General features: G+C 63.1%; 29 protein-coding genes. 17 read left to right on the forward strand and 12 right to left on the reverse strand.

Annotation, left to right across the window (positions count from 1 at the left end):
- Positions 1–137: 137 nt before the first annotated feature.
- The 4 genes from ABLV49_RS14860 (at position 138) to ABLV49_RS14875 (ending at position 3,736) form a co-directional block, all read left to right on the forward strand.
- A complete protein-coding gene (locus ABLV49_RS14860) occupies positions 138–767 on the forward strand; it encodes a class I SAM-dependent methyltransferase (protein ID WP_349277583.1) in 630 nt (209 codons plus the stop codon).
- Positions 768–860: 93 nt separating this feature from the next.
- Entirely contained in the window at positions 861–1,745 is an 885-nt protein-coding gene (gene dapA, locus ABLV49_RS14865; protein WP_349277585.1) for a 4-hydroxy-tetrahydrodipicolinate synthase, read from the forward strand.
- 136 nt (positions 1,746–1,881) lie between these two features.
- Positions 1,882–2,922: an outer membrane protein assembly factor BamC gene (gene bamC, locus ABLV49_RS14870; RefSeq protein WP_349281734.1), complete on the forward strand. Its 1,041-nt coding sequence runs from the start codon at positions 1,882–1,884 to the stop codon at positions 2,920–2,922.
- A 40-nt stretch (positions 2,923–2,962) separates the two neighbouring features.
- A complete protein-coding gene (locus ABLV49_RS14875) occupies positions 2,963–3,736 on the forward strand; it encodes an MBL fold metallo-hydrolase (protein WP_349277587.1) in 774 nt (257 codons plus the stop codon).
- Positions 3,737–3,813: 77 nt separating this feature from the next.
- Here the strand turns inward: ABLV49_RS14875 and ABLV49_RS14880 are convergent, their stop codons facing one another.
- From ABLV49_RS14880 to ABLV49_RS14890, 3 genes are all read right to left on the reverse strand, one after another.
- A complete protein-coding gene (locus tag ABLV49_RS14880; protein ID WP_349277589.1) occupies positions 3,814–4,083 on the reverse strand; it encodes a hypothetical protein in 270 nt (89 codons plus the stop codon).
- Positions 4,084–4,296: 213 nt separating this feature from the next.
- On the reverse strand, positions 4,297–4,812 hold the full coding sequence (locus ABLV49_RS14885; protein ID WP_349277591.1) for a hypothetical protein: 516 nt from the start codon (positions 4,810–4,812) through the stop codon (positions 4,297–4,299).
- 47 nt (positions 4,813–4,859) lie between these two features.
- Positions 4,860–6,101, reverse strand: coding sequence for a JmjC domain-containing protein (locus tag ABLV49_RS14890; RefSeq protein ID WP_349277593.1), 1,242 nt, complete (start codon positions 6,099–6,101; stop codon positions 4,860–4,862).
- Between the two features lie 14 nt (positions 6,102–6,115).
- Between ABLV49_RS14890 and ABLV49_RS14895 the strand changes: the two genes are divergently transcribed.
- Positions 6,116–6,640 (forward strand): FKBP-type peptidyl-prolyl cis-trans isomerase, encoded by a 525-nt coding sequence (locus ABLV49_RS14895; RefSeq protein WP_349277595.1) that lies wholly within the window; start codon positions 6,116–6,118, stop codon positions 6,638–6,640.
- Between the two features lie 78 nt (positions 6,641–6,718).
- On the opposite strand, the gene ABLV49_RS14900 is transcribed toward ABLV49_RS14895, so the two are convergent.
- The 4 genes from ABLV49_RS14900 to coaBC form a co-directional block, all read right to left on the reverse strand.
- Positions 6,719–7,264, reverse strand: coding sequence for a glycine zipper 2TM domain-containing protein (locus ABLV49_RS14900; protein WP_349277597.1), 546 nt, complete (start codon positions 7,262–7,264; stop codon positions 6,719–6,721).
- A 210-nt stretch (positions 7,265–7,474) separates the two neighbouring features.
- Complete coding sequence (dut, locus tag ABLV49_RS14905) at positions 7,475–7,921, reverse strand: dUTP diphosphatase (RefSeq protein ID WP_349277599.1); 447 nt, start codon at positions 7,919–7,921, stop codon at positions 7,475–7,477.
- Positions 7,918–8,355, reverse strand: coding sequence for a hypothetical protein (locus tag ABLV49_RS14910; RefSeq protein ID WP_349277601.1), 438 nt, complete (start codon positions 8,353–8,355; stop codon positions 7,918–7,920). The genes dut and ABLV49_RS14910 overlap by 4 nt, the downstream gene beginning before the upstream one ends.
- The gene (gene coaBC / locus ABLV49_RS14915; RefSeq protein WP_349277603.1) at positions 8,352–9,632 is read right to left on the reverse strand and encodes a bifunctional phosphopantothenoylcysteine decarboxylase/phosphopantothenate--cysteine ligase CoaBC; all 1,281 of its coding nucleotides are present in this window, start codon (positions 9,630–9,632) and stop codon (positions 8,352–8,354) included. The genes ABLV49_RS14910 and coaBC overlap by 4 nt, the downstream gene beginning before the upstream one ends.
- A 187-nt stretch (positions 9,633–9,819) precedes the next feature.
- On the opposite strand from coaBC, the gene ABLV49_RS14920 reads away from it, so the two are divergent.
- From ABLV49_RS14920 to ABLV49_RS14940, 5 genes are all read left to right on the forward strand, one after another.
- Positions 9,820–11,520, forward strand: a complete 1,701-nt coding sequence (locus ABLV49_RS14920) for a CTP synthase (protein ID WP_349277605.1) — start codon at positions 9,820–9,822, stop codon at positions 11,518–11,520.
- On the forward strand, positions 11,517–12,374 hold the full coding sequence (kdsA, locus tag ABLV49_RS14925) for a 3-deoxy-8-phosphooctulonate synthase (protein WP_349277607.1): 858 nt from the start codon (positions 11,517–11,519) through the stop codon (positions 12,372–12,374). Before ABLV49_RS14920 ends, kdsA begins: the two co-directional genes overlap by 4 nt.
- Positions 12,375–12,511: 137 nt before the next feature.
- Positions 12,512–13,795, forward strand: a complete 1,284-nt coding sequence (gene eno, locus ABLV49_RS14930; RefSeq protein WP_349277609.1) for a phosphopyruvate hydratase — start codon at positions 12,512–12,514, stop codon at positions 13,793–13,795.
- Positions 13,796–13,846: 51 nt separating this feature from the next.
- Complete coding sequence (locus ABLV49_RS14935) at positions 13,847–14,089, forward strand: septum formation initiator family protein (RefSeq protein WP_011800591.1); 243 nt, start codon at positions 13,847–13,849, stop codon at positions 14,087–14,089.
- A 51-nt stretch (positions 14,090–14,140) separates the two neighbouring features.
- Positions 14,141–14,683, forward strand: coding sequence for a hypothetical protein (locus ABLV49_RS14940; RefSeq protein ID WP_349277611.1), 543 nt, complete (start codon positions 14,141–14,143; stop codon positions 14,681–14,683).
- Here the strand turns inward: ABLV49_RS14940 and ABLV49_RS14945 are convergent.
- Entirely contained in the window at positions 14,677–15,645 is a 969-nt protein-coding gene (locus tag ABLV49_RS14945) for an Hsp33 family molecular chaperone HslO (RefSeq protein WP_349277613.1), read from the reverse strand. The genes ABLV49_RS14940 and ABLV49_RS14945 overlap by 7 nt on opposite strands.
- A 58-nt stretch (positions 15,646–15,703) precedes the next feature.
- Entirely contained in the window at positions 15,704–16,228 is a 525-nt protein-coding gene (locus ABLV49_RS14950) for a gamma carbonic anhydrase family protein (protein WP_349277615.1), read from the reverse strand.
- 85 nt (positions 16,229–16,313) lie between these two features.
- On the opposite strand from ABLV49_RS14950, the gene ABLV49_RS14955 reads away from it, so the two are divergent.
- The 3 genes from ABLV49_RS14955 to ABLV49_RS14965 all read left to right on the forward strand — a co-directional run bounded on the left by ABLV49_RS14955 (position 16,314) and on the right by ABLV49_RS14965 (position 19,009).
- Positions 16,314–17,135 carry a ferritin-like domain-containing protein gene (locus ABLV49_RS14955; RefSeq protein WP_349281736.1) on the forward strand — a complete coding sequence of 274 codons (822 nt, stop codon included), beginning with the start codon at positions 16,314–16,316 and terminating at the stop codon, positions 17,133–17,135.
- Positions 17,136–17,302: 167 nt separating this feature from the next.
- Complete coding sequence (locus ABLV49_RS14960; protein WP_349277617.1) at positions 17,303–17,635, forward strand: hypothetical protein; 333 nt, start codon at positions 17,303–17,305, stop codon at positions 17,633–17,635.
- 108 nt (positions 17,636–17,743) lie between these two features.
- Positions 17,744–19,009 (forward strand): class I SAM-dependent methyltransferase, encoded by a 1,266-nt coding sequence (locus ABLV49_RS14965; protein ID WP_349277618.1) that lies wholly within the window; start codon positions 17,744–17,746, stop codon positions 19,007–19,009.
- Between the two features lie 21 nt (positions 19,010–19,030).
- Here ABLV49_RS14965 and xerD read toward each other — a convergent pair whose 3' ends face one another.
- Positions 19,031–19,933, reverse strand: a complete 903-nt coding sequence (xerD, locus tag ABLV49_RS14970; protein WP_349277620.1) for a site-specific tyrosine recombinase XerD — start codon at positions 19,931–19,933, stop codon at positions 19,031–19,033.
- Between the two features lie 179 nt (positions 19,934–20,112).
- Between xerD and ABLV49_RS14975 the strand changes: the two genes are divergently transcribed.
- On the forward strand, positions 20,113–21,021 hold the full coding sequence (locus tag ABLV49_RS14975) for an AEC family transporter (RefSeq protein ID WP_349277622.1): 909 nt from the start codon (positions 20,113–20,115) through the stop codon (positions 21,019–21,021).
- A 107-nt stretch (positions 21,022–21,128) separates the two neighbouring features.
- On the opposite strand, the gene queG is transcribed toward ABLV49_RS14975, so the two are convergent.
- Complete coding sequence (gene queG, locus ABLV49_RS14980; protein WP_349277623.1) at positions 21,129–22,223, reverse strand: tRNA epoxyqueuosine(34) reductase QueG; 1,095 nt, start codon at positions 22,221–22,223, stop codon at positions 21,129–21,131.
- Between queG and tsaE the strand changes: the two genes are divergently transcribed.
- The 3 genes from tsaE to ABLV49_RS14995 all read left to right on the forward strand — a co-directional run bounded on the left by tsaE (position 22,194) and on the right by ABLV49_RS14995 (position 24,651).
- On the forward strand, positions 22,194–22,712 hold the full coding sequence (gene tsaE, locus ABLV49_RS14985) for a tRNA (adenosine(37)-N6)-threonylcarbamoyltransferase complex ATPase subunit type 1 TsaE (protein ID WP_415838021.1): 519 nt from the start codon (positions 22,194–22,196) through the stop codon (positions 22,710–22,712). The genes queG and tsaE overlap by 30 nt on opposite strands.
- Positions 22,709–24,268 (forward strand): N-acetylmuramoyl-L-alanine amidase, encoded by a 1,560-nt coding sequence (locus ABLV49_RS14990; RefSeq protein ID WP_349277627.1) that lies wholly within the window; start codon positions 22,709–22,711, stop codon positions 24,266–24,268. Before tsaE ends, ABLV49_RS14990 begins: the two co-directional genes overlap by 4 nt.
- 170 nt (positions 24,269–24,438) lie before the next feature.
- Complete coding sequence (locus tag ABLV49_RS14995; RefSeq protein WP_349277629.1) at positions 24,439–24,651, forward strand: glycine zipper 2TM domain-containing protein; 213 nt, start codon at positions 24,439–24,441, stop codon at positions 24,649–24,651.
- Positions 24,652–24,808: 157 nt separating this feature from the next.
- Here ABLV49_RS14995 and ABLV49_RS15000 read toward each other — a convergent pair whose 3' ends face one another.
- Positions 24,809–26,665, reverse strand: a complete 1,857-nt coding sequence (locus ABLV49_RS15000) for an AMP-dependent synthetase/ligase (protein ID WP_349277631.1) — start codon at positions 26,663–26,665, stop codon at positions 24,809–24,811.
- Positions 26,666–26,683: the final 18 nt, after the last annotated feature.

A 26,683-nucleotide genomic window follows, 5' to 3' on the forward strand; every position in this document is an offset into this window, starting at 1 on the left:
TTGCCCTGTACACCCGGCCTGGCTTCCTGCTCACACTTGCCAACCAGATGTGGAGTTGCTTTTAGCCGCCTCCTGACCTTGTTTGCAAGCTTTTTTGGCCTTATGCGCAATACAGGCATGCATTACCAGCTATTAAAATGATAGTAAAAACATCACCTCTTGGCGCCGCCGATAGCGCCACGGCGCCGCCTTCCGCCTGGGTACGGCGCTGGTCGCACCTCGTGGCGCCCGGCGGCGTGGTGCTCGACGTGGCCTGCGGACAGGGCCGCCACGCGCGCTGGTTTTATGAACTAAATCACCCTTTGGCGCTGGTGGACCGTGCGCAGGCAGCTATTGATTCCATAGCAATTCCAGCGCAGTCCTGCGAAGCCGTCGTGGCCGATATTGAAAATGGCCCGTGGCCCTTCGCGGGCCGGCAGTTCGATGCGGTGGTGGTTACCAACTACCTGTGGCGCCCGCTCATGCCGACCTTGCTGGGCAGCCTGGCGCCCGGCGGCGTCCTGATTTACGAAACCTTTACGCAGGGCAATGAAACCGTGGGCAAGCCTTCGCGGCCTGACTTTTTGCTGCGCACCGGAGAACTGCTGGAGCTGTGCAGCAAGCTTCGGATCGTTGCCTTTGAAGACGGTTTTCAGGAGGGGCCGCAGGGGCAGGCGCCGCGCTTTGTCCAGCGCATCGCCGCCGTCCGGGAGGCGGTCAATCCCGCCGGCTTGCGTGATTCGGCATCACCGAAGGCGTCCGGCCCGCGCAGGTATCCGCTGCTTTAAGCTCTGGGTAGAATGCACAATTGGCTTTTTGGGCCGATCGCCAAGTCCCTTGACGCCGCCCCACCACTCCAGCCATCACGTTACAAGCACGACATGAACCCCATTACTGGCAGCATTGTTGCACTGGCAACCCCTTTGCATGAAGACGGCAGCGTGGACTACGCCACCCTGCGCAAACTCGTTGACTGGCACATCACCGAGGGCACCGACTGCATCGGCGTGGTCGGCACCACCGGCGAGTCGCCGACGGTCAACGTCGAGGAGCATTGCGAAATCATCCGTGTCGCGGTCGAGCAGGCCGGCAAGCGGGTTCCCATCATGGCTGGCTGCGGCGCCAACTCGACGGCTGAAGCCATCGAACTCGCCAAATTTGCAAAACAGGTCGGCGCCGACTGCCAGCTGCAGGTCGTCCCCTATTACAACAAGCCGACGCAGCAGGGCCAGTACCTGCACTTCAGGGCCATTGCCGAAGCCGTGGGCGACCTGCCGACGGTGCTCTACAACGTACCCGGCCGCAGCGTGGCCGACATGGCGCATGCCACCGTGCTGCGCCTGGCCGAAGTGCCCGGGATCGTGGGCATCAAGGAAGCCACCGGCAACATCGAGCGCGCCCAGTGGCTGATCAAGGAAGTGCCCAAGGGCTTTGCGGTGTATTCAGGCGACGACCCGACCGCCGTGGCGCTCATGCTCTGCGGCGGCCAGGGCAATATCAGCGTGACGGCCAATGTCGCGCCGCGCCTGATGCACGAGCTGTGCATGGCGGCGGTGGCGGGCGATGTCAAGCGCGCGATGGAACTTCAATTCAGGCTGCTGCCACTGCACCGCAACCTGTTCATCGAAGCCAATCCGATTCCGGTCAAATGGGCCATGGCGCGGATGGGCCTGTGCGGCAATACGCTGCGCCTGCCCATGACACCGCTTGAAAGCAACAACGAAGCCGCCGTCGAAAACGCCTTGCGCGTCTGCGGCCTGATCTGATTTTTAAGGAATACATGTGAAGACATTGCCGAGATCAACCCAGCGCCCCGCCTTACTGAAAGCCCGAAGCGCTGCCGCCCTTTCCGCGCTGGTGGCCGCAAGCCTTCTGGCCGGCTGCTCCACGATCAAGGACACCATGGAAGGTGAACGGGTCGATTACAAATCAAGCAGCAGCGCCAAAGCGCCTTCGCTCGATGTTCCTCCGGACCTGACCCAGCTCAGCCGCGATACCCGCTATGTGGTTCCCGGCGCGGCCGTCAGCGCCAGCAGCTACCAAGTCGCCCAGCCGACCCAGACAGTAACGACTGCGTCCAATGCAGTGGGCGATGTGCGCATCGAGCGCGCCGGCAGCCAGCGCTGGCTGGTGGTGGGCAGGCCGGCCGACAAGCTCTGGACGCCGGTGCGTGACTTCTGGCTGGAAAGCGGCTTTTTGCTGACGCAAGACCAGGAAAACCTCGGGATCATGGAAACCGACTATGCCGAAAACCGCGCCAAACTGCCGCAGGATTTCATTCGCAACACCTTGGGCAAGGTATTGGACAGCCTTTACTCCACCGGCGAGCGCGACAAGTTCCGCACCCGGCTGGAACGCCGGCCCGATGGCGGCACCGAAATCTACATCAGCCATCGCGGCATGGAAGAAGTCGTGACCGGTGTCAAGGGCGGTGCAGCCTCCGGTGACGGCACCATCTGGCAACCCCGCGCACCCGATCCTGAACTCGAATCCGAATTCCTGCGCCGCCTGATGGTCAAGCTGGGCGTGACGCAGGAGCAGTCCAAGGCCTTGATTGCCGCCGGCGCGGCGCCGCAGCAGACATCCCGCGTGGCCTTGCTCAACAACCTGCCCGTGGTGCAGATGGACGAAGGCTTCGAGCGCGCCTGGCGCCGTGTCGGCCTGGCGCTGGACCGCACCGGCTTTACCGTGGAAGACCGCGACCGCAGCCAGGGCACCTACTTCGTGCGTTATGTCGAGCCTGTCGCCAACAAGAGCGAGCCCGGCTTTTTCAGCAAGCTGTTCAGCGGCGCCGCCTCAACGCCTGCGCCGCTGAAATACCGCATCACCCTCAAGAGCGAGGGCGAAAAGACCACGGTTTCGGTGTTGAATGCCCAGGGCACGCCCGAATCGTCCGCCAATGCCCAGCGCATTGTCCAGGTGATTGCCGACGACCTGAAGTAAGCGCAGTCAGGCCTGCAAACCGGCGAGCGGATTTTTTGCCGTGTTGAGATTCAAAAGCCTGGGCAGCGGCAGCGGGGGCAACTCAACACTGGTTGAAGCTTGCGGCCTGGTGCCCTTTCGCATACTGATTGACTGTGGGCTGGGCATCCGCCAGTTGGCACTGCGCCTGGCGCAAGCCGATCTGCGCTTTGAAGACATTCATGCGGTCTTCATTACCCATGAACATGGCGACCACGTCGGCTGCGCGCGGACGCTGGCGCTGCGCCACCGGATTCCGGTCTGGATGAGCCAGGGAACCCATTCGGCCATAGGCGCGCCTGATTTTGAAGGCTTGCTGCATACCGCGCGGGACGGAAAAGCGATTGACCTGGGCGGCCTGCAACTGATGCCGTTTACCGTTCCCCACGACGCGCGGGAACCGCTGCAGCTCAACTGCACCGATGGCTCGGCAAAACTGGGCATCCTGACCGACCTGGGCCATGCAACGCCGCATGTGATGGCGCATCTGCAGGCTTGCGACGCCTTGCTGCTGGAGTCCAACCACGACACCGAGCTGCTGAACCAATCGGTTTATCCAGCCTTTTTAAAGCGTCGCGTGGGGGGTGATTATGGACATTTGTCCAATGCCGCGGCCGCTGGCATTGCCTGCGCCGCAAACCACAGCGGCCTCAAGCATGTGGTCGCCGCTCACTTGAGCGCGCAAAACAACCGGCCTGATCTGGCGCAGGACGCGCTGTCCCATGCTTTGGGATGCAAGCGCAGCGATATCGTGGTGGCGGGTGCGGCCAGCGGCACACCGTGGCTGCAAATTTGAAAATCAGCAAGATTCAGCGCTTTGCCGAGCCATGAAAAAAGCCGCCCGGAGGCGGCTTTTCAGGAAGTCGGGAAGAATTACTTCGCGGCGGAAGCAGCGGCCGAAGCTGCGTCAGCAGCGCTGCCAGCAGCAGAAGCGGCATCGGTAGCGGCGCTCACGGCGGCGCTGGCGGAGTCAGCAGCAGCGGAAGCGGCGCCGGTGGCAGCAGCAGCGGCAGCGCTGGCGGATGGAGCTTCTGCAGGAACCACGACCACTGAAGGTGCAGGTGCAGCGGCTTCTTCTTTTTTACCGCAGGCAGCCAGGGCAAGAGCGGCAACAATGGCTGCCAGTACGAGGGACTTGTTCATTTTTTACGATCCTTGATGATATTTAAGAAAACAATTTTCGGAAATTGTCAAAACCCAAACCCAAACCCAAATTCAAGTTATGTCCTGACCTGGAGGAAAGGACTCAAACTCTTTCTACTCAGTCTTAAATTATATGCTGCCAGCACAAGCATGAAAACCCTTAGCCCCCTGAAATAAGAGTCAGGCACTGGGAAGGCAACCGGAAAACCACACTTACAGTCCCAGAACCGTCGCCGGAAAGGCCGCTGAACTGTTGAGCAGGAACTCGTTCAGGCGCTCTTTCAGGGCGATGCGGCGGGCAGCATCGGCACTGACCACGCCGGTACTGCGCTCCATGTCCAGCCGTTCAAACGTCCAGCCCGGACTCCACAAGGCGCTGGGCATGCTGCCCGCCGAAGCCGTCGCGCTCCTGCGGCATTCCACCACATGCGACCAGGTTCGCCGCCATGCCACGAAACGCGCATGCTGCCGGGGAACGGCGTCGTAATTTGCGGCCAGCATCGTGAGCTTGCGGCCGCTTCTGGCCCAGTCGTTCAGCGCCTGCGCCACCAGGCGCTCGCCCAGGGGCCAATCGGCAAAGTCTGGATCACACCAGATGATTTCACGCCATCCCTGCACTGCCGCTGCCGCCAATGCCTGACGGATCAGCCCGGCAAATTCGTTACGGCCGTTGAACCGGCCTTCCAGCAAAGTCGCAGCGCCTGATGGCCCGGAAGTCATGTCCGTCATATCCATCTCCTTTTCTCCTGATTGAATTGGAGCGCGGTACGCACGCGTCAGGGCCTGTTCACATCGCCCGACGCTTGCTGCCCGATTTGCTGCACCCAGCCGGCCTCGTGCCAGTCTCCCAGCAATGCAATGGCGCTTGCGCCCGCCTTGCGCAACTCGCTCGCCAGCAGGCATCGCTGGTTCGCCAGGCGGTGCATCAGGCTGGCGTCGGCGCCCTTGGCGCGGTAGCTTTCGCCGTTGATGAAGACATGGTCGCTGTCATACATCATGCGCGTACGCGCATCCAGCGCAATCCCGGTCTGTCCGGCTTTGGCGGCATCGCCATCCCAGCCTTGCTCAGGCTCGTCAAACCAGACACCAGGCTTGGGCTCGGTCATGTATTCACCCAGCGCGCAAGCCAGCGCCAGTGGATCCTTGAGCGCTTCGAGCACCGCCTGCCCGGCAAAATCGGCCAGTCCGGCCGGCATGGCGGCTGGCGTTTCGGTGGCAGGCTGGGTCGGATCGCGGTACATGGGCTGTGCACGGGCGGGCTTGCGGCCGGCTTCGGCGGCACAGGCCTCTTCTGCCGCATCCTCGCCCATTTCAGCCAGGCGGTGCAACAGTTCCGACGCCAGTTCGGTCCGGGCCGGCGAACGAAAACCAATGGAATACGTCATGCAGTCGGCCGGCTTCCCGTTTGCCCCGACACTGGCCTCGGCAATGCCGTCATGCGCATAACGCGGCGGCAGGTAGAGCATATCGCCCGCTTCGAGCACAAACTCCTCGTCGGCCTCGAAATTCTGCAAAATCTTCAGCGGCACGTCGGGCTGCAGAGTGAAGTCTTTTTGCAGGCCGATTTTCCAGCGCCGGCGGCCACTGGCCTGAAACAGGAACACGTCATAGCTGTCAAAGTGCGGACCCACGCCGCCGCCTGGCGTGGCAAACGAGATCATCAGGTCATCCAGCCGCGCATCGGGAACAAAACGAAATTGCTGCAGCAGCGCATGCCCGGCAGGCTCATGCAGGTCCACGCCCTGCACCAGCAGCGTCCAGCCCTCCTGGCCCAGCGGCGGCAGGCTTTTGGACGCGAACGGGCCTTTTTTCATGCTCCAGCCTTTGGTCTGCTGGACAATCAGGCGCGATTCGACCTGCTCGCGCGCCGCCAGCTTGAACAGCGCGGCACGGCTGAGAAAAGGCTCAAAGCCGGCAATCGCCTGGCGCACCAGGAGCGGCTTTTTTTGCCAGTGGCGGCGCATGAACTGGGCGGGGGTAAGACCGGCAAGGAGGGAGAGGGGCTGATTGACATCCATGGGACAATTGTCCGATGAAAATCACCCTGCAATGCGTCGTAGCCCTGACATGGACGCTGAAAGATACTTTGGGCGATGTGCTGGACGAACTGGATGAGCCGGTCGAGTTTTTGCTCGGCGGCAATGACCTCCTGGCCAGCATCGAAGAGGCCGTGCAAGGCCATGCTGCCGGCGACACCCTGGAACTGCACCTGGAGCCCGAAAATGCCTTCGGCGACTATGATGAAAACCTGGTGTTCCTGGAGCCTCGCAGCATTTTTCCGGCCGAACTTGAAGAAGGCATGACCTTTGACGGCGCGGCCATGCCACCGGGCGCCACCGCGCACATTCCGCCCGAGCATATTTACACCGTCACCGACATTTACCCCGAGCATGTGGTGCTGGACGGCAACCATCCGCTGGGCGGCATTGCCATCCGGCTGGCGCTCAAGGTTGAATCGGTGCGCGAAGCCACTGAACAGGAAGTGGGCCGGGGCTCGCTGGGCACCGGGTTTTTCAAGCTGCAGCCCCTGACACCGGGCCACGACACCCTGCACTGAACCCCACCTTTTTTCCACCCATAAAAAAGCGGCGCTGCAGAAAAACTGCAGCGCCGCTTTTGCGTGAGAGATGAGGGATCAATAACGGAACAGCTGGCCGTTTTGAACCCTGACGCGGTCACCGATACGCAAGTCACCGGTGGCCGGCACGTCATAGGCACGCGCGCCGCCATTGTCCAGCTGGACCGTAATGCGGTAGGCCTGGCTCACATTGGGATTGCGGTTCTTCTCGATGGCATTGCCGGCCACGGCGCCACCCACGGCGCCAGCCACCGTCGCAATATCGCGACCGGTGCCGCCGCCAATCTGGTGGCCGACCACCGCGCCAGCCACGCCGCCCAGAAGTGCACCCAAACCCGAACCCTGGGCCTGCTGCTGGGTCTGGAAGACTTCAATGTTGTTGACGCGCCCGTATTCAACATGGTTGCCCTGCTGCTGTTGGGCAGGGTACTGGGTTTGCGCCGGATATTGGTTCGGGTACTGGTTGGGAGCTTGACCCTGGACTGGATAGGGCGACATCTGCCCCTGGGAATTCATGGGTGGAGCGACGCAGGCGGTCAGACCCACCAGCACAAGCGCTGACGAAGTCACTGAAATGAAGCGGGAAATGGGGTGACGATGCATGGAATTCTCCTGAGATAAGGTTGATGACTCTCCGACACCCCTGTTTGCTTGTTTGTGATTCAGCAGATGTCGATGGAATTTCATGAAGTGATTAGAAGGGTAATCCGGAATGTTCTAGGTCAGGTCCAAAGCTTACGGGACGTGGGATGCCGCGACCAATCGGCGTAGGACAAGCCTGACGCCCGGCGGGCCGCCGGCCCCCAAGCCGCTTCAGCCTTTCCCGGTCGAGCCGTAACCGCCCTCGCCCCGTTCGGTGGCCACGAACTCGCTCACCACATTGAACCGCGCCTGCACCACCGGCACGATGACCAGCTGGGCGATGCGCTCCATCGGCGCTATGGTGAAAGGCACATCGCTGCGGTTCCAGGCGCTGACCATGAGCTGGCCCTGGTAGTCGCTGTCGATCAGCCCGACCAGGTTGCCCAGCACAATGCCGTGCTTGTGGCCCAGCCCCGAGCGCGGCAGGATCAGCGCGGCATAGCCGGGGTTGTGCAGGTAAACGGCCATGCCGGTGGGAATCAGCTGCCAGGCATTGGCGCCCAGCGTCAGCGGCGCGTCCAGGCAGGCGCGCAAGTCCAGGCCGGCACTGCCGGGCGTGGCGTAGCCGGGCAGATTGTCCTGAAGGCGCGGGTCGAGTATCTTGATGTCGATGTTCATGGTTTGTTTTTTGAATTGGTTTGTTGGAGTTTTCTGGCTTCTTCGGCAGCGCGCCTGGCCATCTCGCCCAGTTCCCTGAAGAAAGCGCCCGGCGACTTGCGCCGGACCGTGAGCATCACCCATGCGGCATACAGCGCCAGCACGGGAATGAATAAAAAGCCGGCGCCGGGTACAAACCGGGCCAGCGCCTGCGTGGCGATCCACAACACGACCACCCATTTGACATGCGTCAAAAAAGGGATTCGCGCCAAGGGTTCCAGGACAGCCTTGAGCGAAGGCCGGCCCGCAAGCGCGGCCAGCGGTGCATCGGCCGGCACGGCTTTTTTGGGATCAAAGAAGTTTTCCTGCGCGCCAGGCGCCGCCTTGCCGGCCGTCAGGCGTTCAACATAGCGCACAAAATCGCCGTCGGGCGGGGTGTTTGAAGGCTGCATCATGGGGTCGTGGCTTTCTGGTCCGTGGGCGTGCAAGCCGCCATCCTGCCGGCAATTTCCCGGACCAGCTTGCGCGCCAGCGACAGCTTGGACGCCCGGGGCAATTCCAGGCTGCCTTGGGCGTCAATCAGCAGCAGCGCATTGTGGTCCTGGCCGAAGGTATCGGGGCCGATGTTGCCAACCAGCAGCGGTACTTTCTTGCGCAGGCGCTTGGCCTGGGCGTTTTCCAGCAGGTCATGGCTTTCCGCGGCAAAGCCGACGCAAAAGAGCCTGCCTGTTTGCGCAGCCGGCAAGCCGGCGACGGTGGCCAGGATGTCGGTGTTTTCGGTGAATTGCAGTTGCGGCGTCTGACCAGAGCCGTCTTTCTTGATTTTTTGCGCCGAGGCGGCTGCCGGTCGCCAGTCGGCCACGGCCGCCGTTGCTATGAAAACAGTAGCTTCATGTGCATTCGCAGCAACCGCAGAGAGCATATTTGATGCTGATTTCACGTCAACGCGGGTGACGCCGCGCGGCGTGGCCAGGCTGACCGGCCCGGCGACCAGCGTGACCTCGGCCCCGGCTTCGCGCGCCGCGCGCGCAATCGCAAAACCCATTTTTCCGCTCGACAGGTTGGTGATGCCACGCACCGGATCAATCGCCTCGTAGGTCGGTCCGGCCGTGACCAGCACGCGCTGGCCCTCGAGCACCTTGGGCATGAAGAACGCGATGAGGTCTTCGAGCAGTTCGTCGGGCTCCAGCATGCGGCCGTCGCCGGTTTCGCCGCAGGCTTGAGAGCCCGCGCCCACGCCCAGCACGCATGCGCCGTCGGCCTGCAATTGCGCCAGGTTGCGCTGCGTCGCCGGGTGCGCGTACATCTCGCGGTTCATCGCCGGCGCCACCAAGAGCGGCACCCGGTCCAGCGGGCGCGCCAGGCACATCAGGCTCAGCAGCTCATCGGCCCGGCCCTGGACCAGCCGGGCGATGAAGTCGGCGCTGCAAGGCGCAATCACCATCGCGTCGGCTTCGCGTGACAGGAAGATGTGCGCCATGCTGTTCGGCTCGCGGCCGTCCCACTGGCTGGTGTAGACCGGCCGTCCGCTGAGCGCCTGCATCGTGACCGGCGTGATGAACTGGGTGGCGGCTTCGGTCATCACCACCTGCACCGTGGCGCCGGCCTTGATGAGTAGCCGGCACAACTCGGCCGACTTGTAGCAGGCAATGCCGCCCGACAGGCCGAGCACGATGTGTTTTCCCGCCAGGTCGAGGGCTTCGTCGCCAGGCTCGTTTGCTTGATTTGTCATGGCTGGCAATGTAGCAGCTAAACCATGCCGCTCACCAGCTTGCGACAGAGGCAGAACGCCGGTTTTGGAGACGCAAGCTGGCGTGGCAACCCATGGCCCGGTTTACTGAACTGGCCGGTCAGGGCCTGGCATCCAACCCCTATAATCTCCGTTTACCACCTCAGCGGACTTGTGGTTCGTACATGGCATGACCAAATTTGTCTTCGTCACCGGCGGTGTGGTGTCTTCCCTGGGCAAGGGAATCGCCTCAGCCTCCTTAGCCGCGATCCTCGAATCGCGAGGCCTCAAGGTCACCCTCATCAAGCTCGATCCCTACATCAATGTGGACCCGGGCACGATGTCGCCGCTCCAGCATGGTGAGGTTTTCGTGACCGAAGACGGCGCTGAAACCGACCTCGACCTGGGCCATTACGAGCGTTTCATCGAAACGCGGATGCGCAAGGCCAACAACTTCACCACCGGCCAGATTTACCAGAGCGTGCTGGACAAGGAGCGTCGTGGCGACTACCTCGGCAAGACCGTGCAAGTGATTCCGCACATCACCAACGAAATCCAGGACTTCATCAAGCGCGGCGCGCGCTACGACACGCCGGAAGCTGTCGATGTGGCGATTGTCGAAATCGGCGGTACGGTGGGCGACATCGAATCCCTGCCCTTCCTCGAAGCCGTGCGCCAGATGAGCCTGCGCATGGGGCCGAACAACACCGCCTTCGTGCACCTGAGCTACGTGCCCTGGATTGCCGCAGCCGGCGAGCTTAAAACCAAGCCGACCCAGCACACCGCCAAGCAACTGCGCGAAATCGGCATTCAGGCCGACGTGCTGCTGTGCCGCGCCGACCGGCGCATTCCCGATGAAGAGCGCGCCAAAATCTCGCTGTTTTCCAATGTGCCCGAATGGGGCGTGATTTCGATGTGGGACGTGGACACGATCTACAAGGTGCCGCGCATGCTGCACGAGCAGGGCCTGGACGGCCTGATCTGCGACAAGCTGCGCCTGAACACGCCGCCGGCCAACCTCAAACGCTGGGACGACCTGGTCTATGAGACCGAGCACCCACGCACCGAAGTCAACATTGCGATGGTCGGCAAGTACGTCGATTTGAGCGACAGCTACAAGTCGCTCAACGAAGCCCTGCGCCACGCCGGCATGAAAAACCATGCAAAGGTGCGCATCACCTACGTTGATTCCGAAACCCTGACGCCTGAGACAGTGTCGCGTCTGGCGGCATTCGACGGCATCCTGGTGCCGGGCGGCTTTGGCGTGCGCGGCGTCGAAGGCAAGATCTGCGCCGCCCGCTTCGCCCGCGAAAACAAGATTCCCTACCTCGGCATCTGCCTCGGCATGCAGGTGGCCACCATCGAGTTCGCGCGCCATGTCGCCGGCCTCAAGGACGCCAACAGCACCGAGTTCGACCCGCTGACGCCGCATCCGGTGATCGCCCTCATCACCGAGTGGAAAGACGCCGACGGCACCATCAAGACGCGGCATGCCAAGTCCGACCTGGGCGGCACCATGCGGCTGGGCGCGCAAAGCTCCGATGTCTCGCCGAACAGCCTGGCGCACAGCATCTACGGCGATGTGGTGACGGAACGCCACCGCCACCGCTATGAAGCCAATGTCAACTACCTCGACACGCTGCGCAAATCGGGCCTGGTCATTTCCGCGTTGACGCAGCGCGAGCACCTGACCGAGATTGTCGAGTTGCCGCAGGACGTTCATCCCTGGTTCATCGGCGTGCAGTTTCACCCTGAATTCAAATCGACTCCCTGGAACGGCCACCCGCTGTTCAATGCCTACATCGCCGCCACGCTGGAGCAGCGCAGCGCGATGAGCCTGGCGCAACAACCTGAAACCGCGAAACCCCTCAAAGTGGTGGCATCGACATGAAACTCTGCGGATTTGACATCGGGCTGGACCAGCCCTTCTTCCTGATCGCCGGCCCTTGCGTGGTGGAGTCCGAGCAGTTGCAGATGGACACGGCCGGAACGCTCAAGGAAATCACCGCGTCGCTGGGCATTCCCTTCATTTTCAAGTCCAGCTACGACAAGGCCAACCGCTCCAGCGGCACCAGCTTTCGCGGTCCGGGCATGGAAAAGGGGCTTGAAATCCTGGCCAAGGTCAAGCGCGAGCTGGGCCTGCCGATCCTGACCGACGTGCATTCAGAAGCCGAGATCGCCGCCGTCGCCGCCGTGGTCGATGTGCTGCAGACACCGGCATTCCTGTGCCGGCAGACCGACTTCATCCATGCTGTGGCGCAGTCGGGCCGGCCGGTCAATATCAAGAAAGGTCAGTTCCTGGCACCCGGCGACATGAAAAATGTCATCGACAAGGCTAGAGCCGCAGCGCGCGAAAAAGGCCTGGATGAAGACCGCTTCATGGCCTGCGAGCGCGGCGCCAGCTTTGGCTACAACAATTTAGTTTCCGACATGCGCAGCCTGGCCATCATGCGTGAGACGCGTGCGCCGGTGGTGTTCGACGCGACGCATTCGGTGCAGCTGCCCGGCGGCATGGGCACCAGCAGCGGCGGCCAGCGCGAGATGGTGCCGGTGCTGGCCCGCGCCGCCGTGGCCGTCGGCATTGCCGGATTGTTCATGGAAACCCATCCCGACCCGGCCAACGCGATGAGCGACGGCCCGAACGCCGTACCCCTCAAGCACATGAAAGCCCTGCTGGAAACCCTGCTGGAGCTGGACCGGGTGACCAAAAAGAACGGCTATCTGGAAAACAGCTTCTCGGCCTGAGCCCGTGCGCGTAGCGGTTACGTACCCCGAACAATCGGCAGCACACCGCCCGCGCAGCCCAAAGCCATGCAAAAATCTGCTGTTGAGGCCCTGGCCCCTAGCCACGTCCGATTTTTATTTACCAAGGAAGACAAAAAATGAGCGCTATTGTTGATATCGTGGGCCGCGAAATTCTGGACAGCCGTGGCAACCCCACCGTCGAATGCGACGTGCTGCTGGAATCCGGCGTCATGGGCCGGGCAGCCGTGCCTTCGGGCGCCTCCACCGGCTCGCGCGAGGCCATCGAGCTGCGCGACGGCGACAAGTCGCGCTACCTCGGCAAGGGCGTGCTCAAGGCAGTCGGCTATATCAACAACGAAATTTCCGAAGCCGTGCTCGGCCTGGACGCCAGCGAGCAGGCCTTCCTGGACCGCACGCTGATCGAACTCGACGGCACCGAGAACAAGTCGCGCCTGGGTGCCAACGCCATGTTGGCCGTTTCCATGGCCGTGGCCAGAGCCGCCGCTGAAGAAGCCGGCCTGCCGCTGTACCGCTACTTTGGCGGCATGGCTGCGGTGCAAATGCCCGTGCCGATGATGAACGTCATCAATGGCGGCGAGCACGCCAACAACAACCTCGACCTGCAAGAGCTGATGATCATCCCGCTGGGCGCACCGAGCTTTCGCGAAGCCCTGCGCTATGGCGCCGAGGTGTTCCACGCGCTGAAGAAAATCCTGCACGACAAGGGCATCAGTACCGCCGTGGGCGACGAAGGCGGCTTTGCGCCCAACGTGCCCAACCATGAAGCGGCCATCCAGATGATCCTGGAAGCCATCGACAAGGCCGGTTTTGTCGCTGGCGAGCAGATCGCACTGGGCCTCGATTGCGCCGCCTCCGAGTTCTACAAGGACGGCAAGTACGAGCTGTCCGGCGAAGGCCTGAGCCTGACGGCGCAGGAATGGACCGACATGCTGGCGACCTGGGTCGATAAATACCCCATCATCAGCATCGAAGACGGCATGGCCGAAGGCGACTGGGACGGCTGGAAAATCCTCACCGACCGCCTGGGCAAGAACGTCCAGATCGTCGGCGACGACCTGTTCGTCACCAACACCAAGATTTTGAAAGAAGGCATCGACAAGGGCATCGCCAATTCGATCCTGATCAAGATCAACCAGATCGGCACGCTGACCGAGACCTTTGCCGCGATTGAAATGGCCAAGCGCGCCGGCTACACCGCCGTGATCTCGCACCGCTCGGGCGAAACCGAGGACTCGACGATTGCCGACATCGCCGTCGGCACCAATGCCGGCCAGATCAAGACCGGCTCGCTGTCGCGCTCGGACCGCATGGCCAAGTACAACCAGCTGCTGCGCATCGAGGAAGACCTGGGCGAAGTCGCCAGCTACCCCGGCCGCTCGGCTTTCTACAACCTGCGCTAACGCATTCGCCAGCACGTGGGCAAGCGCTTACTGGTTCCTGTCGTCCTGCTGATGCTGCTGGGGCTGTTCCATGCCCAGCTCTGGAGGGGCCGGGGCAGCATTCCCGACGTGCATGAAATGCAGCAGCGGCTTGGCGAACAGCTTGCCAACAACAAGCTGCGCCAGGCTGCCAACGACCAGCTGGCCTCCGAAATCAAGGATTTGCAGGAAGGCCTGGAGATGGTCGAGGAAAAAGCCCGCAGCGAACTCGGCATGGTCAAGCCCAATGAAATGTTTGTGCAGTTCACTGATTAAGCCGCCTGCAAGGCCGGCAATGGTCGCGCTTGCAGCGTCGCACCTTCAGCCATGGCAGCGCTGAAAATCGCGCTGCTTGGCGCGTCCCGCACCCAGCTATCGGAACTTGCCGCAGCGCTGGATGAGGCGCTGAAAGCCTCGGGCTGGCAAGCGCTGCTTGTGATGGCTGCCGACGTGGCGACGCTGCCGGCTGACCTGGCCAGCTTTGGCCTGGTGCTGCTGGCGGGCCTGCAATTCCCCGCGCCTTCCCTGTTTTTGGACAGCCGCGCCTCAGCGCTGGAGCCTGCGCAGGAAGCGGCAGACCAGTCGATCCGCGCCGCGCTGGCGCATGGCGCGGTTGCCTACCGGGTGCTCTATGGCACCCCTGATGAACGGCTGGCCCATGCGCTGCATGCTGTTCAAAGCCTGCTGGCGCCGGCCCAAATCCGCCCGCGCCAGAAAGCCGGATCAGACGGTATCAAAAACCAGCCCTGGGTCTGGATGTGCGACAAATGCAGCGACCCGCAGTGCGAGCACAAGCTGTTGACGGCCCTGCTGGCGCAGCGCGACAGCACGGGTCGCAGGCCGGCGTTCAGTAGCCGCGCCAGTTACTGAACGGTTGACGTCGGCGGCTGCTGCTGGATATGCTGGGTGAAAAGCTGCGCCGCATCCACCGGATCAAATTCGTACTGCGCGCCGCAAAACTCGCAGGCCACATCGACCTTGCCGCGCTCGGCAATGATGCTTTCGATTTCCGTCGTGCCCAGGCCGCGCAGCATGCTGCCCACCCGCTCGCGCGAGCAGCTGCAGGCAAAGCTGGGCGTTAGCGGCTCAAAACGGGTGATAGGTTCTTCCCAGAACAGCCGGCGCAAGATCGTATCGACGTCGAGCGTCAGCAACTCTTCGCGCTTGAGCGTGCCGGCCAGCATGGCGATGCGCTGGTAGTCCTCATTGACGCCGATCTGGTCTTCATTGGCCTGGCGGTCCATCTGGCCTTCGAGGTTGCCCTGGCCCTTGACCGGCAGGCGCTGGATCAGCAGGCCGGCAGCCACGTTGCCATCGGCGGCCAGGATCAGGCGGGTGTCGAGCTGCTCGCTTTGCAGCATGTAATGCTCCAGCACCTCGCTCAGCTTCTCGATTTTTTCATGCCGGTCGCCAAACAGCGGCACCACGCCCTGGTAAGGCTGCTGGCCCGGGAACTTGTCCTTCGGGTCCAGCGTGATGGCGCAGCGGCCTTCGTTCTTCACGTTGACCAGCTGGCTCAGCGAACTGCCCTCGGGCACCTCGCCGGTCACGGTGGCGGTGGCGCGCAGGCTCAGGTCGGGCTGAACCTCGGCCACGGCCAGCTTGACCGGGCCATCGCCAAAAATCTGCAGGATCAGCGCGCCGTTGAACTTGATGTTGCTTTGCATCAGGGCACCGGCCGCCGTCATTTCGCCCAGCAACTGCATCACCTCGGCCGGATAGCCGCCGGCGCCCTGCCGGCGCTTGAGGATTTCCTGCCACGAGTCGGTCAGGCGCACGATCATGCCGCGCACTGGCAGGCCGTCAAAGATAAATTTATGGAGTTCAGACATGGCGAAAAAGGTAAGAAGTGGCAGGCTGGCTGTGCCCAAAAAAAGAAAACCCGGGCGATCAGCCCAGCTTCCTGAGCCCGGCTTTATAGCGGCGGGCATTGTCCATATAGTGCTGCGCGCTCATTTTTAAACCCTCGATCTGTGCGTCGGACAGCTGGCGCACCGCCTTGGCCGGGCTGCCGAGGATCATGCAGCCGTCGGGAAACTCCTTGCCCTCGGTCACCAGCGAGCCAGCGCCGACCAGGCAATTCTTGCCGATCTTCGCGCCATTGAGCACCACCGACTGGATGCCGATCAGCGAGCCGTCGCCAATCGTGCAGCCGTGCAGCATGACCTGGTGGCCGACGGTCACGTTGTCGCCGATCACCAGCGGCATGCCCTCGTCGGCGTGCAGCACGCTGTTGTCCTGGATGTTGGAGCCCTTGCCCACCGTGATGGTGTCGGTATCGCCCCGGGCCACCACGCCAAACCAGACGCTGCTGCCTTCGGCCAGCGTCACATTGCCGATGACCTGCGCGCTGTCGGCCACCCAGGCCGAGTCGTGAATGACAGGATGCAAATCGTCCAGCTGGTAAATGGCCATGGGGTTCCTTGATGACGGGTTGATGAAAACGGCTTTTGATTGTAAGGAAAGCAGCGGCGGCAAGCGCATCACCGACAATCCGGCCATGACCGCCACGCCCCCAGTCCTAGAGTTGCGCCAGCTCGCCCTGCAGGCGCTGATGGAGCCCGATTCACAACAAAAAGTGCTGCTTGCGCAATACCTGTATGCACAAGCAGCTACTATTTTCATAGCAGTTAATGAGACCCTTGTGGCGCCCGCCGGCCTGCCCGGCTGCCCGGCGCGGCCGGAGTTGCGCACGCACCTGGACATGCCCAAGCGCTCGCCCTTCACCGCCGAAGGCCTGGCCGCCCTGCTGCATGCGGTCACCCACATCGAGTTCAATGCCATCAACCTGGCGCTTGATGCGCTCTGGCGCTTTGGCGGCATGCCGCGCGCCTATTACCTCGACTGGCTCAAGGTGGCGGCTGAAGAGGCCCGGCACTTCAGCCTGCTGCGTGCCCAGTTGCAGGCCATGGGCTACGACTATGGCGACTTCGCTGCCCACACCGGCCTGTGGGACATGACCCGGAAAACCGAAGGCGACGTGCTGGCGCGCATGGCGCTCGTGCCGCGAACGCTGGAGGCGCGCGGACTGGACGCGACGCCGCCGATGCAGGCCAAGCTGCGCAAGGTCGGCACGCCGGATGCCCTGCGCGCAGTCAGCATCCTGGAGATCATCCTGCGCGACGAAATCGGCCATGTGGCGATTGGCAACCGCTGGTATCGGTATCTGTGCGCCGAGCGCGGCCTGGAGCCGCAAGCCACCTATGCCGTGCTGGCGCAGTCTTACGGCGCGCCGCGCCTCAAAGGCCCGCTGAATCTCGAGGCCAGGCGCCAGGCGGGTTTTGACGATGCCGAACTGGCCTTGCTGGACGCCAGCGCCTGAAGCGACCTGGAATTTCGCTGATTTAATAACCTGAAACTGTGGGAATGCATAGTGATCGCTTGTAGTCCAAACGGATCATTCGCTTTTTGCACAATGAAAGAGCATTCAGATACATTTAAAGCGCCAGCAAAAAATCCATTGACCTACTGGAAACAGGGAGACTCAAGATGATGATGAAGCAACTGATTCAAAAGGCAAAAGTCATGTTTTTTGAACCTGATGGAGTCAGCGGGACTGCAGAGCAGCGAGCTTTCACCGCTCTCGACGCGGATGACCTGGGCCAGCCGGTCACTGACCACAGGATGACCGCCGAGCAGCAACGCATCCAGCTCCTTGAAACCCAGAATCAGCAATTGCGTGCGGACATTGCCTTGCTGAAAAATTTTTCAATCGGTTTTGCCCATGAAATGCAAGAGTTGCTGGCAGATGTGTCGCAGCTTGGATTTTCCACGGGTGTCAGAACTTCCCAGGCCGTTGCACCTCAGGCTGAAATTCACTGACTCCTTTCGACAGGGCACAGGCTGTGCGTGCATTTTGTTGCGCAAAACAGGTGATGGCAGCTCGTCTTTAGGGGCGCTAGACTGCTCCAACACCGAAAGGAGTTGCGCATGTTCCAGTTCCTGGTTCCTGGTCACCCATCACACCTAGCCGGCCTGCCTCCAGAGATTGCCCTGCAGCTGCCGCAGGGCCAGCAGCTGGGTGCGGCGGACGCGCCGGTCCGGCTGTCGTTCTCCAGATGGTCGAGCATCGCCCGCCTCAAGGCCGGCCAGATCGGCGCCCTGGCCGAGGACTATGTCGAGGGCAAGCTGCAGCTCGAAGGCGCGATGCGCGATGTGATGCGCGCCATGCTCAAGCTGCTGCCCGGCAATCCGGTTGAAAGCGATACCGGCTGGTGGACTGACCTGCGGCAGCGGGCCAGGTCGCTCACAGCGCACACGCTGGTCAGGGACGCCGCGCAGATACAGTTTCATTACGATGTTTCCGATGCTTTCTATGCGCTGTGGCTGGACCCGCGCCGCGTCTATTCATGCGCCTATTACCGCGAAACCGGCATGACGCTGGCCCAGGCGCAGGAAGCCAAGCTCGACCACATCTGCCGCAAGCTGATGCTCCAGTCCGGCGAACGCTTCCTCGACATCGGCGCCGGCTGGGGCGCGCTGCTGCTGTGGGCCGCCGAGCATTACGGCGTCGATGCGACCGGCATCACGCTGTCAAAAAACCAGCATGCGCATGTGCAGCAACTGATAGACGCCAAAGGCCTGGGCCAGCGGGTACGCATCGAGTTGCGCGACTACCGCGACCTGCCCGAAGACCGGCCCTTTGACAAAATATCGTCCATTGGCATGTTCGAGCATGTCGGTCAGGTCAACATGGATGCCTACTTTGGCAAGGTCATGCGTTTGCTGGCCCCGGGCGGGCTGGCCCTGAACCATGGCATTACTGCTGGCGGTGTTGAAAACCGACAACTGGGCGCTGGCATGGGCGACTTCATCGGCAAATACATTTTTCCGGGCGGCGAGTTGCTGCACATCAGCGCCGTGCTGGGGCATATGGCACATTCCGGCCTGGAAATGGTCGATACCGAAAACCTGCGGCCGCATTATGGCCGCACGCTGTGGGACTGGTCCGATGCGCTGGAAGCGCGGCTGGACGAGGCGCGCGCCGTGCTGACAGCCGATGGCGGAGCCGAGCGCGCCGAAAAAATCCTGCGCGCCTACCGCCTCTACCTGGCCGGCAGCGCCATGAGCTTCGAGCAGGGCTGGATCGCGCTGCACCAGGTGCTGGCCACCCGGCCCGCCCCTGACCGGCAGGGCGAAGCCATCAAGGGCGCGCAGTCGGCCTACCCCTTCAACCGGGAATTCATGTACCGCTGAAAGATTCCGGCTTGCCGCTGGTCAGCCGCGCGGGTGATGCTCCGCATGAATCGACTTCAGGCGTTCGCGCGCCACATGGGTGTAGATGGTGGTGGTCGAAATGTCGGCATGCCCGAGCAGCATCTGCACCGCCCGCAAGTCGGCGCCGTGGTTCAGCAAGTGCGTGGCAAAGGCATGGCGCAGCGTGTGCGGCGACAGCGGCGAGTGGATGCCGGCCAGCAGCGCATATTTTTTGACCAGCATCCAGAACATCACCCGGCTCATGCCATGGCCGTGGCCGGTGACAAACAGGTCGTCGGTCTGCTGGCCGCCCAGGATGGCCGGCCGCGACTCGGCGATGTAGCGCACGACCCACTCGCGCGCCACCTGGCCGAAAGGCACCAGCCGCTCCGCGCTGCCCTTGCCCATGACGCGCAGCACGCCTTCGTTCAGGCCGACATGGAAGGTCTTGAGCCCGACCAACTCGCTCACGCGCAGGCCGCTGGCATACATCAGCTCCAGCATGGCGCGGTCGCGCAGGCCGAGCGGCGTGTCGTCATCCGGGGCGGCCAGCAAGGCATCGACCTGCGCCTCGGACATGACCTTGGGCACGCGCGGCGCCTGCTTGGCCGACTGGAGCTTGAGGGTCGGGTCGGCGGCGATCAGGTTTTCGCGCAGCGCCCAGCGAAAGTAGCGCTTGAACACCGTCAGGCAGCGGTTGGCCGAGGTCGCCTTGGTGGCCGCATGGCGGAATGAAAAATAGGCCTTCAGGTTGTCCTCGTCGGTGTCGTCGAGCTTGCGCTGTTGCTGCGCTTCGGCCCCCAGCCAGAACGCGTACAGCGACAGGTCGCGTCGGTAAGCGGCCAGCGTGTTTCTGGAAAGGCCGTCTTCGAGCCACAGGGCGTCGATGAACGCATCAATGCTGGACTGGCTTTGTGGGTGCATGGTGTGATGTGGGTGGCAGGACAATAAAAAAAGCGAAGGCCGGGCAGGCGTTCAATCCAGCCCGAGCGCTGAAGTATCGGCCACCTTCCTCTGTACGTCGAACCCGGCCCTGATCCGCGCCGCGAACTGCTTGGGCGCACAAGGGCTAACCCGGATGGATTGCGGTTATTCTTCGCCCGGTGATTTACGCGCAGCTTCTTCTTCCCGACTTTTCGCTCATCCTGTGCGGCTACCTGCTGTGCCGCCATACCGCGCTGGACCGCTCGGTCTGGGGCCAGGTGGAAAGCCTGGTTTACTACTTTTTATTCCCGGTGCTGCTGTTCCAGTCGATTGTCAAGAGTCCGCTCGACCTGGGAGCCACTTCCAGCCTGATTGGCGCCGGCCTCACACTGGGGCTGGCGAGCGTTGCGATGGCCTACAGCCTGCCCTATCTGCCGGGGCTGCGCCGGCATATTGACCTTCGCGAGCATGCCGCCAGTGCCCAGGTGGCTTTTCGCTTCAACTCCTTCATCGGCCTGGCGCTGGCCGAACGGCTGGCGGGCAGCCAGGGCCTGCAGCTGATCGCGGTGCTGATCGGCGTCTGCGTGCCGCTGTTCAACGTGGCGGCGGTGTGGCCCATGGCCCGGCATGCGCAGCGCGGCTTCCTGCGCGAACTGGTGCGCAACCCGCTGATTGTGGCCACCGCCTCGGGCCTGGCGGCGAACCTGCTGGGCTTCAGCCTGCCGGACTGGTCCGTGCCGACGCTGTCGCGCATCGGCGCGTCGTCCATCGTGCTGGGCCTGATGGCTGCGGGCGCCGGCATGCAGTTTGGCCACCTGTCGCAGGCCAAGACCCTGGCGGTGGCCGTGCTGTCGATACGGCATTTCCTGCTGCCCCTGATTGCGCTGAGCCTGACCCGGGCGTTTGGCCTGTCTGCCGTGCAAAGCACGGTGTTGATGGCTTTTTCGGCCCTGCCGACGGCATCGAGCGCCTACGTGCTGGCAGCGCGCATGGGCTACAACGGCGGCTACGTGGCCGGGCTGGTGACCCTGTCCACCCTGCTGGGCGTGGTGAGTTTGCCGTTTTCGCTGGGCCTCTTGCGTTGGTGACGGTTGATGGACAGCCAGCCTGTTTTGCTATTTAATTAATAGCCAACTATGCATATGTATCAAGCGCAAATGGCCATTTTTATGCTAAAAATCCGGCCTTGGCGGCTTCACTCGCCCAGCGCCCAGGCCACATGCTCGCGGACCACGTCACTCGGGTGGTCGGCCCGGCTCCGCAGGCTGGCCCGCAGCCCGGCCTCGTCCGCAACGCCTGCGCGCAGGGCATTGCCCATGGCGACGGCAATGTTGCGCAGCCAGCGCTCATGGCCAATGCGGCGTATCGGGCTGCCTTCGGTGAAGCGCAAAAACGCTTCTTCGGTCCAGCCGAACAGCGTCGCGAGTTGCTGGCCGCTCAAACCCTGGCGCTCGTCAAAATCGGGCAGGCTGCTGCGCTGGGCGAACTTGTTCCACGGGCAGGCCAGCTGGCAGTCGTCGCAGCCGTAGATCCGGTTGCCCATCAAGCGGCGCAGTTCCAGCGGAATCGGGCCGGCATGTTCAATCGTCAGGTAAGAAATGCAACGCCGTGCGTCGAGTTGGTACGGCGCAATGATGGCCTGCGTCGGGCAGATGTCGATGCATGCCCGGCAACTGCCGCAATGCGCCGTCACCGGCGCGCTGGGCGGCAGCGCAATGTCCACATAAATTTCACCCAGGAAAAACATCGAGCCCGCCTCGCGGTTGAGCACCAGCGTGTGCTTGCCGCGCCAGCCCTGGCCGCTGCGCGAAGCCAGTTCGGCCTCCAGCACCGGGGCCGAATCGGTGAAGGCGCGGTGGCCGAACGGCCCGACATGCTCGCCGATCCGGTCAGCGAGCTTTTGCAGCCGGGCGCGCATCACCTTGTGGTAGTCGCGCCCCCGGGCATAGACCGAGACGATGCCTTCGCCAGGCCGCTGCAGGCGGCTGAACTCCATCGCCTGCCATTCGCCCGGCTGGGTCGGCGTGGCAGCCGGCAAATAATCCATGCGCGCCGTGATGACGCTGACCGTGCCCGGAACCAATTCGGCAGGCCGCGCTCTTTTAAGGCCGTGCGCTTCCATGTAATGCATGCCGCCATGAAAGCCTGCCGCCAGCCACGCCGATAATCCGGTTTCGGCCGATGACAGGTCCACCCCCGCGATGCCGGTTTGCGAAAATCCAAGCTCGCGCGCCCAGGTTTGAATGTGAGAGATGAATTGATGACTGTTCCACTGATTGCAGGTCGGCATCCGCTGATTGTAAAAAACATGGCCTGGCTAGACGAGGCCGCCACCGAATCGTTTGCGCGGGCGCTGGCCCGGCGGCCGGCCATCGGCCGCGCGCTGATCGAGCTGCAAGGCGACCTGGGCGCCGGCAAGACCACCTTCGTGCGCCACCTTCTGAAGGGCCTGGGTGTGCAGGGGCGTATCAAAAGCCCCACATATGCGGTTGTCGAAGCTTACACATTGCCTGCAACGGGTCTTGACTCGGGCCACAATCTGGAATTGCTGATCTGGCATTTTGATTTTTACCGTTTCAACGATCCGCGCGAGTGGGAGGAAGCCGGGTTTCGCGATATTTTCGCCAGCCCCGGGCTCAAGCTGGTCGAGTGGCCGGAAAAAGCAGGTGATCATTTACCCCAGCCCGACCTGGTGATGGCGATTGAGATGCTGCCTGATGAGTCCCGTTCCATCACCCTGACGGCCTATACCCCCACGGGGGCGGAGTTGCTCGAATGAAAAACAACAAGTCTCCCGAGGGTTTGAGTCGCCGCCATGCCTTGCAAATGGGCAGCATCGTGCTGCTGCTCGGCACCCAGCACATCGCGCGGGGCGCGACCATCGTCGCGGTGCGCGTCTGGCCGTCCAAGGACTACACGCGCCTGACCATCGAGTCCGACACCGAGATCAAGGCGCGCCAGTTCTTCATTCCCGAGCCGCCGCGACTGGCGGTCGATATCGAGGGAATCGATTTGATCCCGGCCCTGCGCGAACTGGTGGCCAAGGTCAAGTCCGATGACCCGAACATCTCGGGCATTCGCGTCGGGCAAAACGCGCCCGGCGTGGTGCGGCTGGTGATGGACCTGAAAAAACCCATGCTGCCGCAGGTCTTCAGCCTGGCGCCGGTGGCCGCCTACCAGCACCGACTGGTGTTCGACCTGTACCCGGCGCAGCCGCTGGACCCGCTGGAAGCGCTGATTGCCGAACGGCTGGCCGACAACACCGCCAAGCCTGCCGCTGCCGCTCCAGCGCCGGCAGCGCCCACGGCACCGCCACCCGCCATGGCCGCCACGGCGCCGCCGCCGAATCCCGCTGCCGGCACGGGCAGCAATGACCCGCTGGGCAACCTGATGGCGCAGCAATCGGGCAAGGCCGCTGCCACGCCTTCGCCTTCCGTGCCTTTGGCTGCCGTGCCGCCTGCAAGCATCGCCGCCAACGCCAGCCGGCCGGTCATTCCCCGGCCGCCGGTGGTTGCATCGGTGGAAAAAGAGCGTCCTCCGGTCAACCTGCCGCCACCCAGGCCCCAGGCCGAACCCCCGAGCTTTTCAGGCAGCGACTCGGCGCCTGACTTTGGAAACAAGACCGACCGACTGGTCATCGTCGCCCTCGACCCGGGCCATGGCGGCGAAGACCCCGGCGCCATCGGCCCCGGCGGCACGCGTGAAAAAGACGTGGTGCTGCAGATTGCGCACCGCCTGCGCGACCGCATCAACCAGCAGCCCAACATGCGCGCCTACCTCACGCGCGACGCCGATTTTTTCGTTCCGCTGCATGTGCGGGTGCAAAAGGCGCGCAGCGTGAAGGCCGATTTGTTCATCAGCCTGCATGCCGACGCTTTCTTTACCGAGACACCGCAGGGCGCCAGCGTCTTCGCGCTGAGCGAAAAAGGCGCGTCCAGCAGCGCGGCGCGCTGGATTGCCGACAAGGAAAATTCAGCCGACCTGGTGGGCGGCATCAATGTCAAGGCCAAGGATGCGCAGGTGCAGCGCGCGATGTTCGACATGAGCACCACGGCGCAGATCAATGACAGCATGAAGCTGGGCAGCGCCATGCTGGGCGAGATCGGCAACGTCGGCAAGCTGCACAAGCCCCGGGTCGAGCAGGCCAGCTTCGCGGTCCTGAAGGCGCCCGACATTCCGAGCGTGCTGGTCGAAACCGCCTTCATCAGCAACCCGATGGAAGAAGCGCGGCTGCGCAGCGACGGCTACCAGATCCAGCTGGCCGATGCGCTGATGCGCGGCATCTCGCGCTACTTCGCCAAAAATCCCCCACTGGCGCGCAACCGCGCCCTGTAGGCCGGGTTGGCTGCCACGGTTGCATCCGCAACAATACGACACAGGTCGGCGATGTACTCCTACAGTCCGGCTTTCCTCAACTCATTAGACTGGGATGACAGGCTGCGCCGGGACTTCAAGACTTGATGGGTTCTGACGAATCAGTCTGGATCTACAGAAAAGGTGAATTTATGAACACGAAAATCCTGATGTCAGTCGCCGCCGCTTCGCTGATTGCCCTGACCGGCTGCGGCACCAGCCCGACCAATGCGCAAATCGGCACGGCAACCGGCGCTGTAGTGGGCGGCGTTGTCGGCAATGCCGTATTTGACAACACGCTGGGCACAGTGGGTGGCGCGGCCGCCGGTGCCTTGATCGGCAACGAAGTCGGCAAAAAACGCTAAGCATTCAATCGTTTCCCCCGTCCAGGCGGGGCAGGCGGGCAACCCGTCCGGCTGATACGCAAAAAAAAGACGACTCGCTGAAATTCAGGAGTCGTCTTTTTTTGCCTTTCAACATCAAGGCCAGAAGCGCAAAGCCGGCCTGACGGCAGGCGCAGGCTTATCCGGCTGGAGTGCCGTTGCGGTCTGGCGAACGGTACATCGCGTCAATCTCATCGGCATAGCGGGCCATCAGGTTGTTGCGCTTGAGCTTGAGCGTCGGCGTCATGAAGGTGTTTTCAATCGTCCAGGGCTCCAGCGTCAGGAAAATGGCGCGCGGCGCAGCATAGCGGGCAAAGTCGCGGGTCTGGATGGCAATGCGCGCCAAGGCGGCTTTGCGAACCGCCGGCTGACTCAAGCTGGCGGCAGCGATAGGGTCCAACCCCAGGGACGCGGCCAGGCGCTGCCATTCGGCCTTGTTGACCACCGCCACGCAGCCAATAAAAGGCCGGTTCTCTCCAACCACCATCACCTGCGCGAACAGCGGATCGACCGCAATCGCCAGTTCCAGATCGCCGGGCGGCACCTTTTCGCCGGTCGAGGTGACGATGATTTCCTTGATGCGGCCCATGATGCGGATGCGGCCGTCCTGAATATCGGCCTGGTCGCCGGTGGACAGCCAGCCGTCCGGCGTCAACACGCGCGCCGTGTCCTCGGCGCGCTTCCAGTAGCCTTTCATCACCGACGGGCCGCGCACCTGCAGCTCGCGGTTGTCGCCGATACGCACCTCGATGCGGGGCAGCGCGCGGCCCACGGTGGCCGGGTCGTTGTCATCGACGCCGTTGGCCGCCACCACCGGCGAGGTCTCGGTCATGCCGTAACCCTGCAGCAGCGGCACGCCCAACCCCAGAAAGCAGCGCGCCACCGCATGCGACAGCGGTGCGCCGCCGCTGACGGCCACGCGCACCCGCCCACCAAACTGCGCCCGCAGCTTGCGCGCCACCAGACGGTCCAGAAGCGGCCACAGCAGCGGGTCCAGCATCGCCCAGGCGCTGTCTTCGCCGGCGGCCAGCGGCAAGCCCTGCGCCTTGCAAAAGCGCCGCCAGCCCACGGCCTGTGCGGCATTGAACAGACGCGTCCTGAAGGCCGAGCCGGCCAGCGACTCGTGCAGCTTGGCAAACACCCGCTCGTAGATGCGCGGCACCGACACCAGCACCGTCGGGCACACGCTCTTGAGGTCTTCGGCCAGCAGCGCCACAGAGCGCGCATAGGCCACGCAGCTGCCGACCGCCAGCGGCAGGTAGTAGCCGGCCGTGCGCTCAAAGGTGTGCGACAGCGGCAGGAAGGACAAAAACACGTCGCCCGCCGTCGGCACCACGCGCTCCAGGATGGCCAGCACGTTGGACACCACGTTGCGGTGCGTCAGCATCACGCCCTTGGGCTTGCCGGTGGTGCCCGAGGTATAGACGATGGCCGCCAGCTCGTCTTCAGCCGGCGGCTGCGCGCCAGCCGGCATGCCCTGCCCCGCCGCCAGCCAGCCGGCCAGCGAGCGCACCGGCACAGCTTCGCTTTCAGAATCGGCAGGCAAGGCCTCTGGGGCGGTCACCACCACCTGCCTGAGCGCCGGCAGCGCAAGGCCGACGCCTTCGATGGCGCGCCACTGCGCGAGGGACGACACCATCACCATGGAGGCTTCGCAGTCCGACAGGATGTAGGCAATGCTGCCGGGGTTGTCGATGGCATGCAGCGGCACCGGCACCAGGCCCCGCGACAGCGCCGCCTGGTCGATGCACACGGCATCGAGGCCGTTGGGCAGCAGGATGGCAATGCGCGCCTGCCGGGGCAGCTGCATGACGGCCAGGGCCTGGCTCCATTGCGCGATGCGCCCGCCGGCCTCGGCCCAGCGGGTAGCCTTCCACTGGCCGGTGGCCACATCAAATTCGCGGTAGGCCTCGCCCTGCGGACTCTGCGCCACGCGAAAGGCCAGCAACTCGGGCAGGGTGCGAAGCGCGGAAAGCTTGCTCGAAACCATGGTCATCCAGAACGTCGCGCAGGC

It is taken from the genome of Polaromonas hydrogenivorans, from assembly GCF_040105105.1.
In the GTDB taxonomy this organism is placed as follows: domain Bacteria; phylum Pseudomonadota; class Gammaproteobacteria; order Burkholderiales; family Burkholderiaceae_C; genus Polaromonas; species Polaromonas hydrogenivorans.

What these genes read in the sequence shown, in the direction of transcription:
- eno (WP_349277609.1), top strand. Translation starts at nt 12,512, where the DNA reads ATGAGCGCTATTGTTGATATCGTGGGCCGCGAAATTCTGGACAGCCGT.
- ABLV49_RS14935 (WP_011800591.1), top strand. Translation starts at nt 13,847, where the DNA reads ATGCTGCTGGGGCTGTTCCATGCCCAGCTCTGGAGGGGCCGGGGCAGC.
- ABLV49_RS14945 (WP_349277613.1), bottom strand. Translation starts at nt 15,645, where the DNA reads ATGTCTGAACTCCATAAATTTATCTTTGACGGCCTGCCAGTGCGCGGC.
- dut (WP_349277599.1), bottom strand. Translation starts at nt 7,921, where the DNA reads ATGAACATCGACATCAAGATACTCGACCCGCGCCTTCAGGACAATCTG.
- xerD (WP_349277620.1), bottom strand. Translation starts at nt 19,933, where the DNA reads ATGCACCCACAAAGCCAGTCCAGCATTGATGCGTTCATCGACGCCCTG.
- ABLV49_RS14895 (WP_349277595.1), top strand. Translation starts at nt 6,116, where the DNA reads ATGAAAATCACCCTGCAATGCGTCGTAGCCCTGACATGGACGCTGAAA.
- ABLV49_RS14900 (WP_349277597.1), bottom strand. Translation starts at nt 7,264, where the DNA reads ATGCATCGTCACCCCATTTCCCGCTTCATTTCAGTGACTTCGTCAGCG.
- ABLV49_RS14940 (WP_349277611.1), top strand. Translation starts at nt 14,141, where the DNA reads ATGGCAGCGCTGAAAATCGCGCTGCTTGGCGCGTCCCGCACCCAGCTA.
- kdsA (WP_349277607.1), top strand. Translation starts at nt 11,517, where the DNA reads ATGAAACTCTGCGGATTTGACATCGGGCTGGACCAGCCCTTCTTCCTG.
- tsaE (WP_415838021.1), top strand. Translation starts at nt 22,194, where the DNA reads ATGACTGTTCCACTGATTGCAGGTCGGCATCCGCTGATTGTAAAAAAC.
- bamC (WP_349281734.1), top strand. Translation starts at nt 1,882, where the DNA reads ATGGAAGGTGAACGGGTCGATTACAAATCAAGCAGCAGCGCCAAAGCG.
- ABLV49_RS14995 (WP_349277629.1), top strand. Translation starts at nt 24,439, where the DNA reads ATGAACACGAAAATCCTGATGTCAGTCGCCGCCGCTTCGCTGATTGCC.
- queG (WP_349277623.1), bottom strand. Translation starts at nt 22,223, where the DNA reads ATGCCGACCTGCAATCAGTGGAACAGTCATCAATTCATCTCTCACATT.
- ABLV49_RS14950 (WP_349277615.1), bottom strand. Translation starts at nt 16,228, where the DNA reads ATGGCCATTTACCAGCTGGACGATTTGCATCCTGTCATTCACGACTCG.
- ABLV49_RS14885 (WP_349277591.1), bottom strand. Translation starts at nt 4,812, where the DNA reads ATGACGGACATGACTTCCGGGCCATCAGGCGCTGCGACTTTGCTGGAA.
- ABLV49_RS14920 (WP_349277605.1), top strand. Translation starts at nt 9,820, where the DNA reads ATGACCAAATTTGTCTTCGTCACCGGCGGTGTGGTGTCTTCCCTGGGC.
- ABLV49_RS14965 (WP_349277618.1), top strand. Translation starts at nt 17,744, where the DNA reads ATGTTCCAGTTCCTGGTTCCTGGTCACCCATCACACCTAGCCGGCCTG.
- ABLV49_RS14955 (WP_349281736.1), top strand. Translation starts at nt 16,314, where the DNA reads ATGACCGCCACGCCCCCAGTCCTAGAGTTGCGCCAGCTCGCCCTGCAG.
- ABLV49_RS14860 (WP_349277583.1), top strand. Translation starts at nt 138, where the DNA reads ATGATAGTAAAAACATCACCTCTTGGCGCCGCCGATAGCGCCACGGCG.
- ABLV49_RS14910 (WP_349277601.1), bottom strand. Translation starts at nt 8,355, where the DNA reads ATGATGCAGCCTTCAAACACCCCGCCCGACGGCGATTTTGTGCGCTAT.
- coaBC (WP_349277603.1), bottom strand. Translation starts at nt 9,632, where the DNA reads ATGACAAATCAAGCAAACGAGCCTGGCGACGAAGCCCTCGACCTGGCG.
- ABLV49_RS14990 (WP_349277627.1), top strand. Translation starts at nt 22,709, where the DNA reads ATGAAAAACAACAAGTCTCCCGAGGGTTTGAGTCGCCGCCATGCCTTG.
- ABLV49_RS14960 (WP_349277617.1), top strand. Translation starts at nt 17,303, where the DNA reads ATGATGATGAAGCAACTGATTCAAAAGGCAAAAGTCATGTTTTTTGAA.
- ABLV49_RS14890 (WP_349277593.1), bottom strand. Translation starts at nt 6,101, where the DNA reads ATGGATGTCAATCAGCCCCTCTCCCTCCTTGCCGGTCTTACCCCCGCC.
- ABLV49_RS14880 (WP_349277589.1), bottom strand. Translation starts at nt 4,083, where the DNA reads ATGAACAAGTCCCTCGTACTGGCAGCCATTGTTGCCGCTCTTGCCCTG.
- ABLV49_RS15000 (WP_349277631.1), bottom strand. Translation starts at nt 26,665, where the DNA reads ATGACCATGGTTTCGAGCAAGCTTTCCGCGCTTCGCACCCTGCCCGAG.
- dapA (WP_349277585.1), top strand. Translation starts at nt 861, where the DNA reads ATGAACCCCATTACTGGCAGCATTGTTGCACTGGCAACCCCTTTGCAT.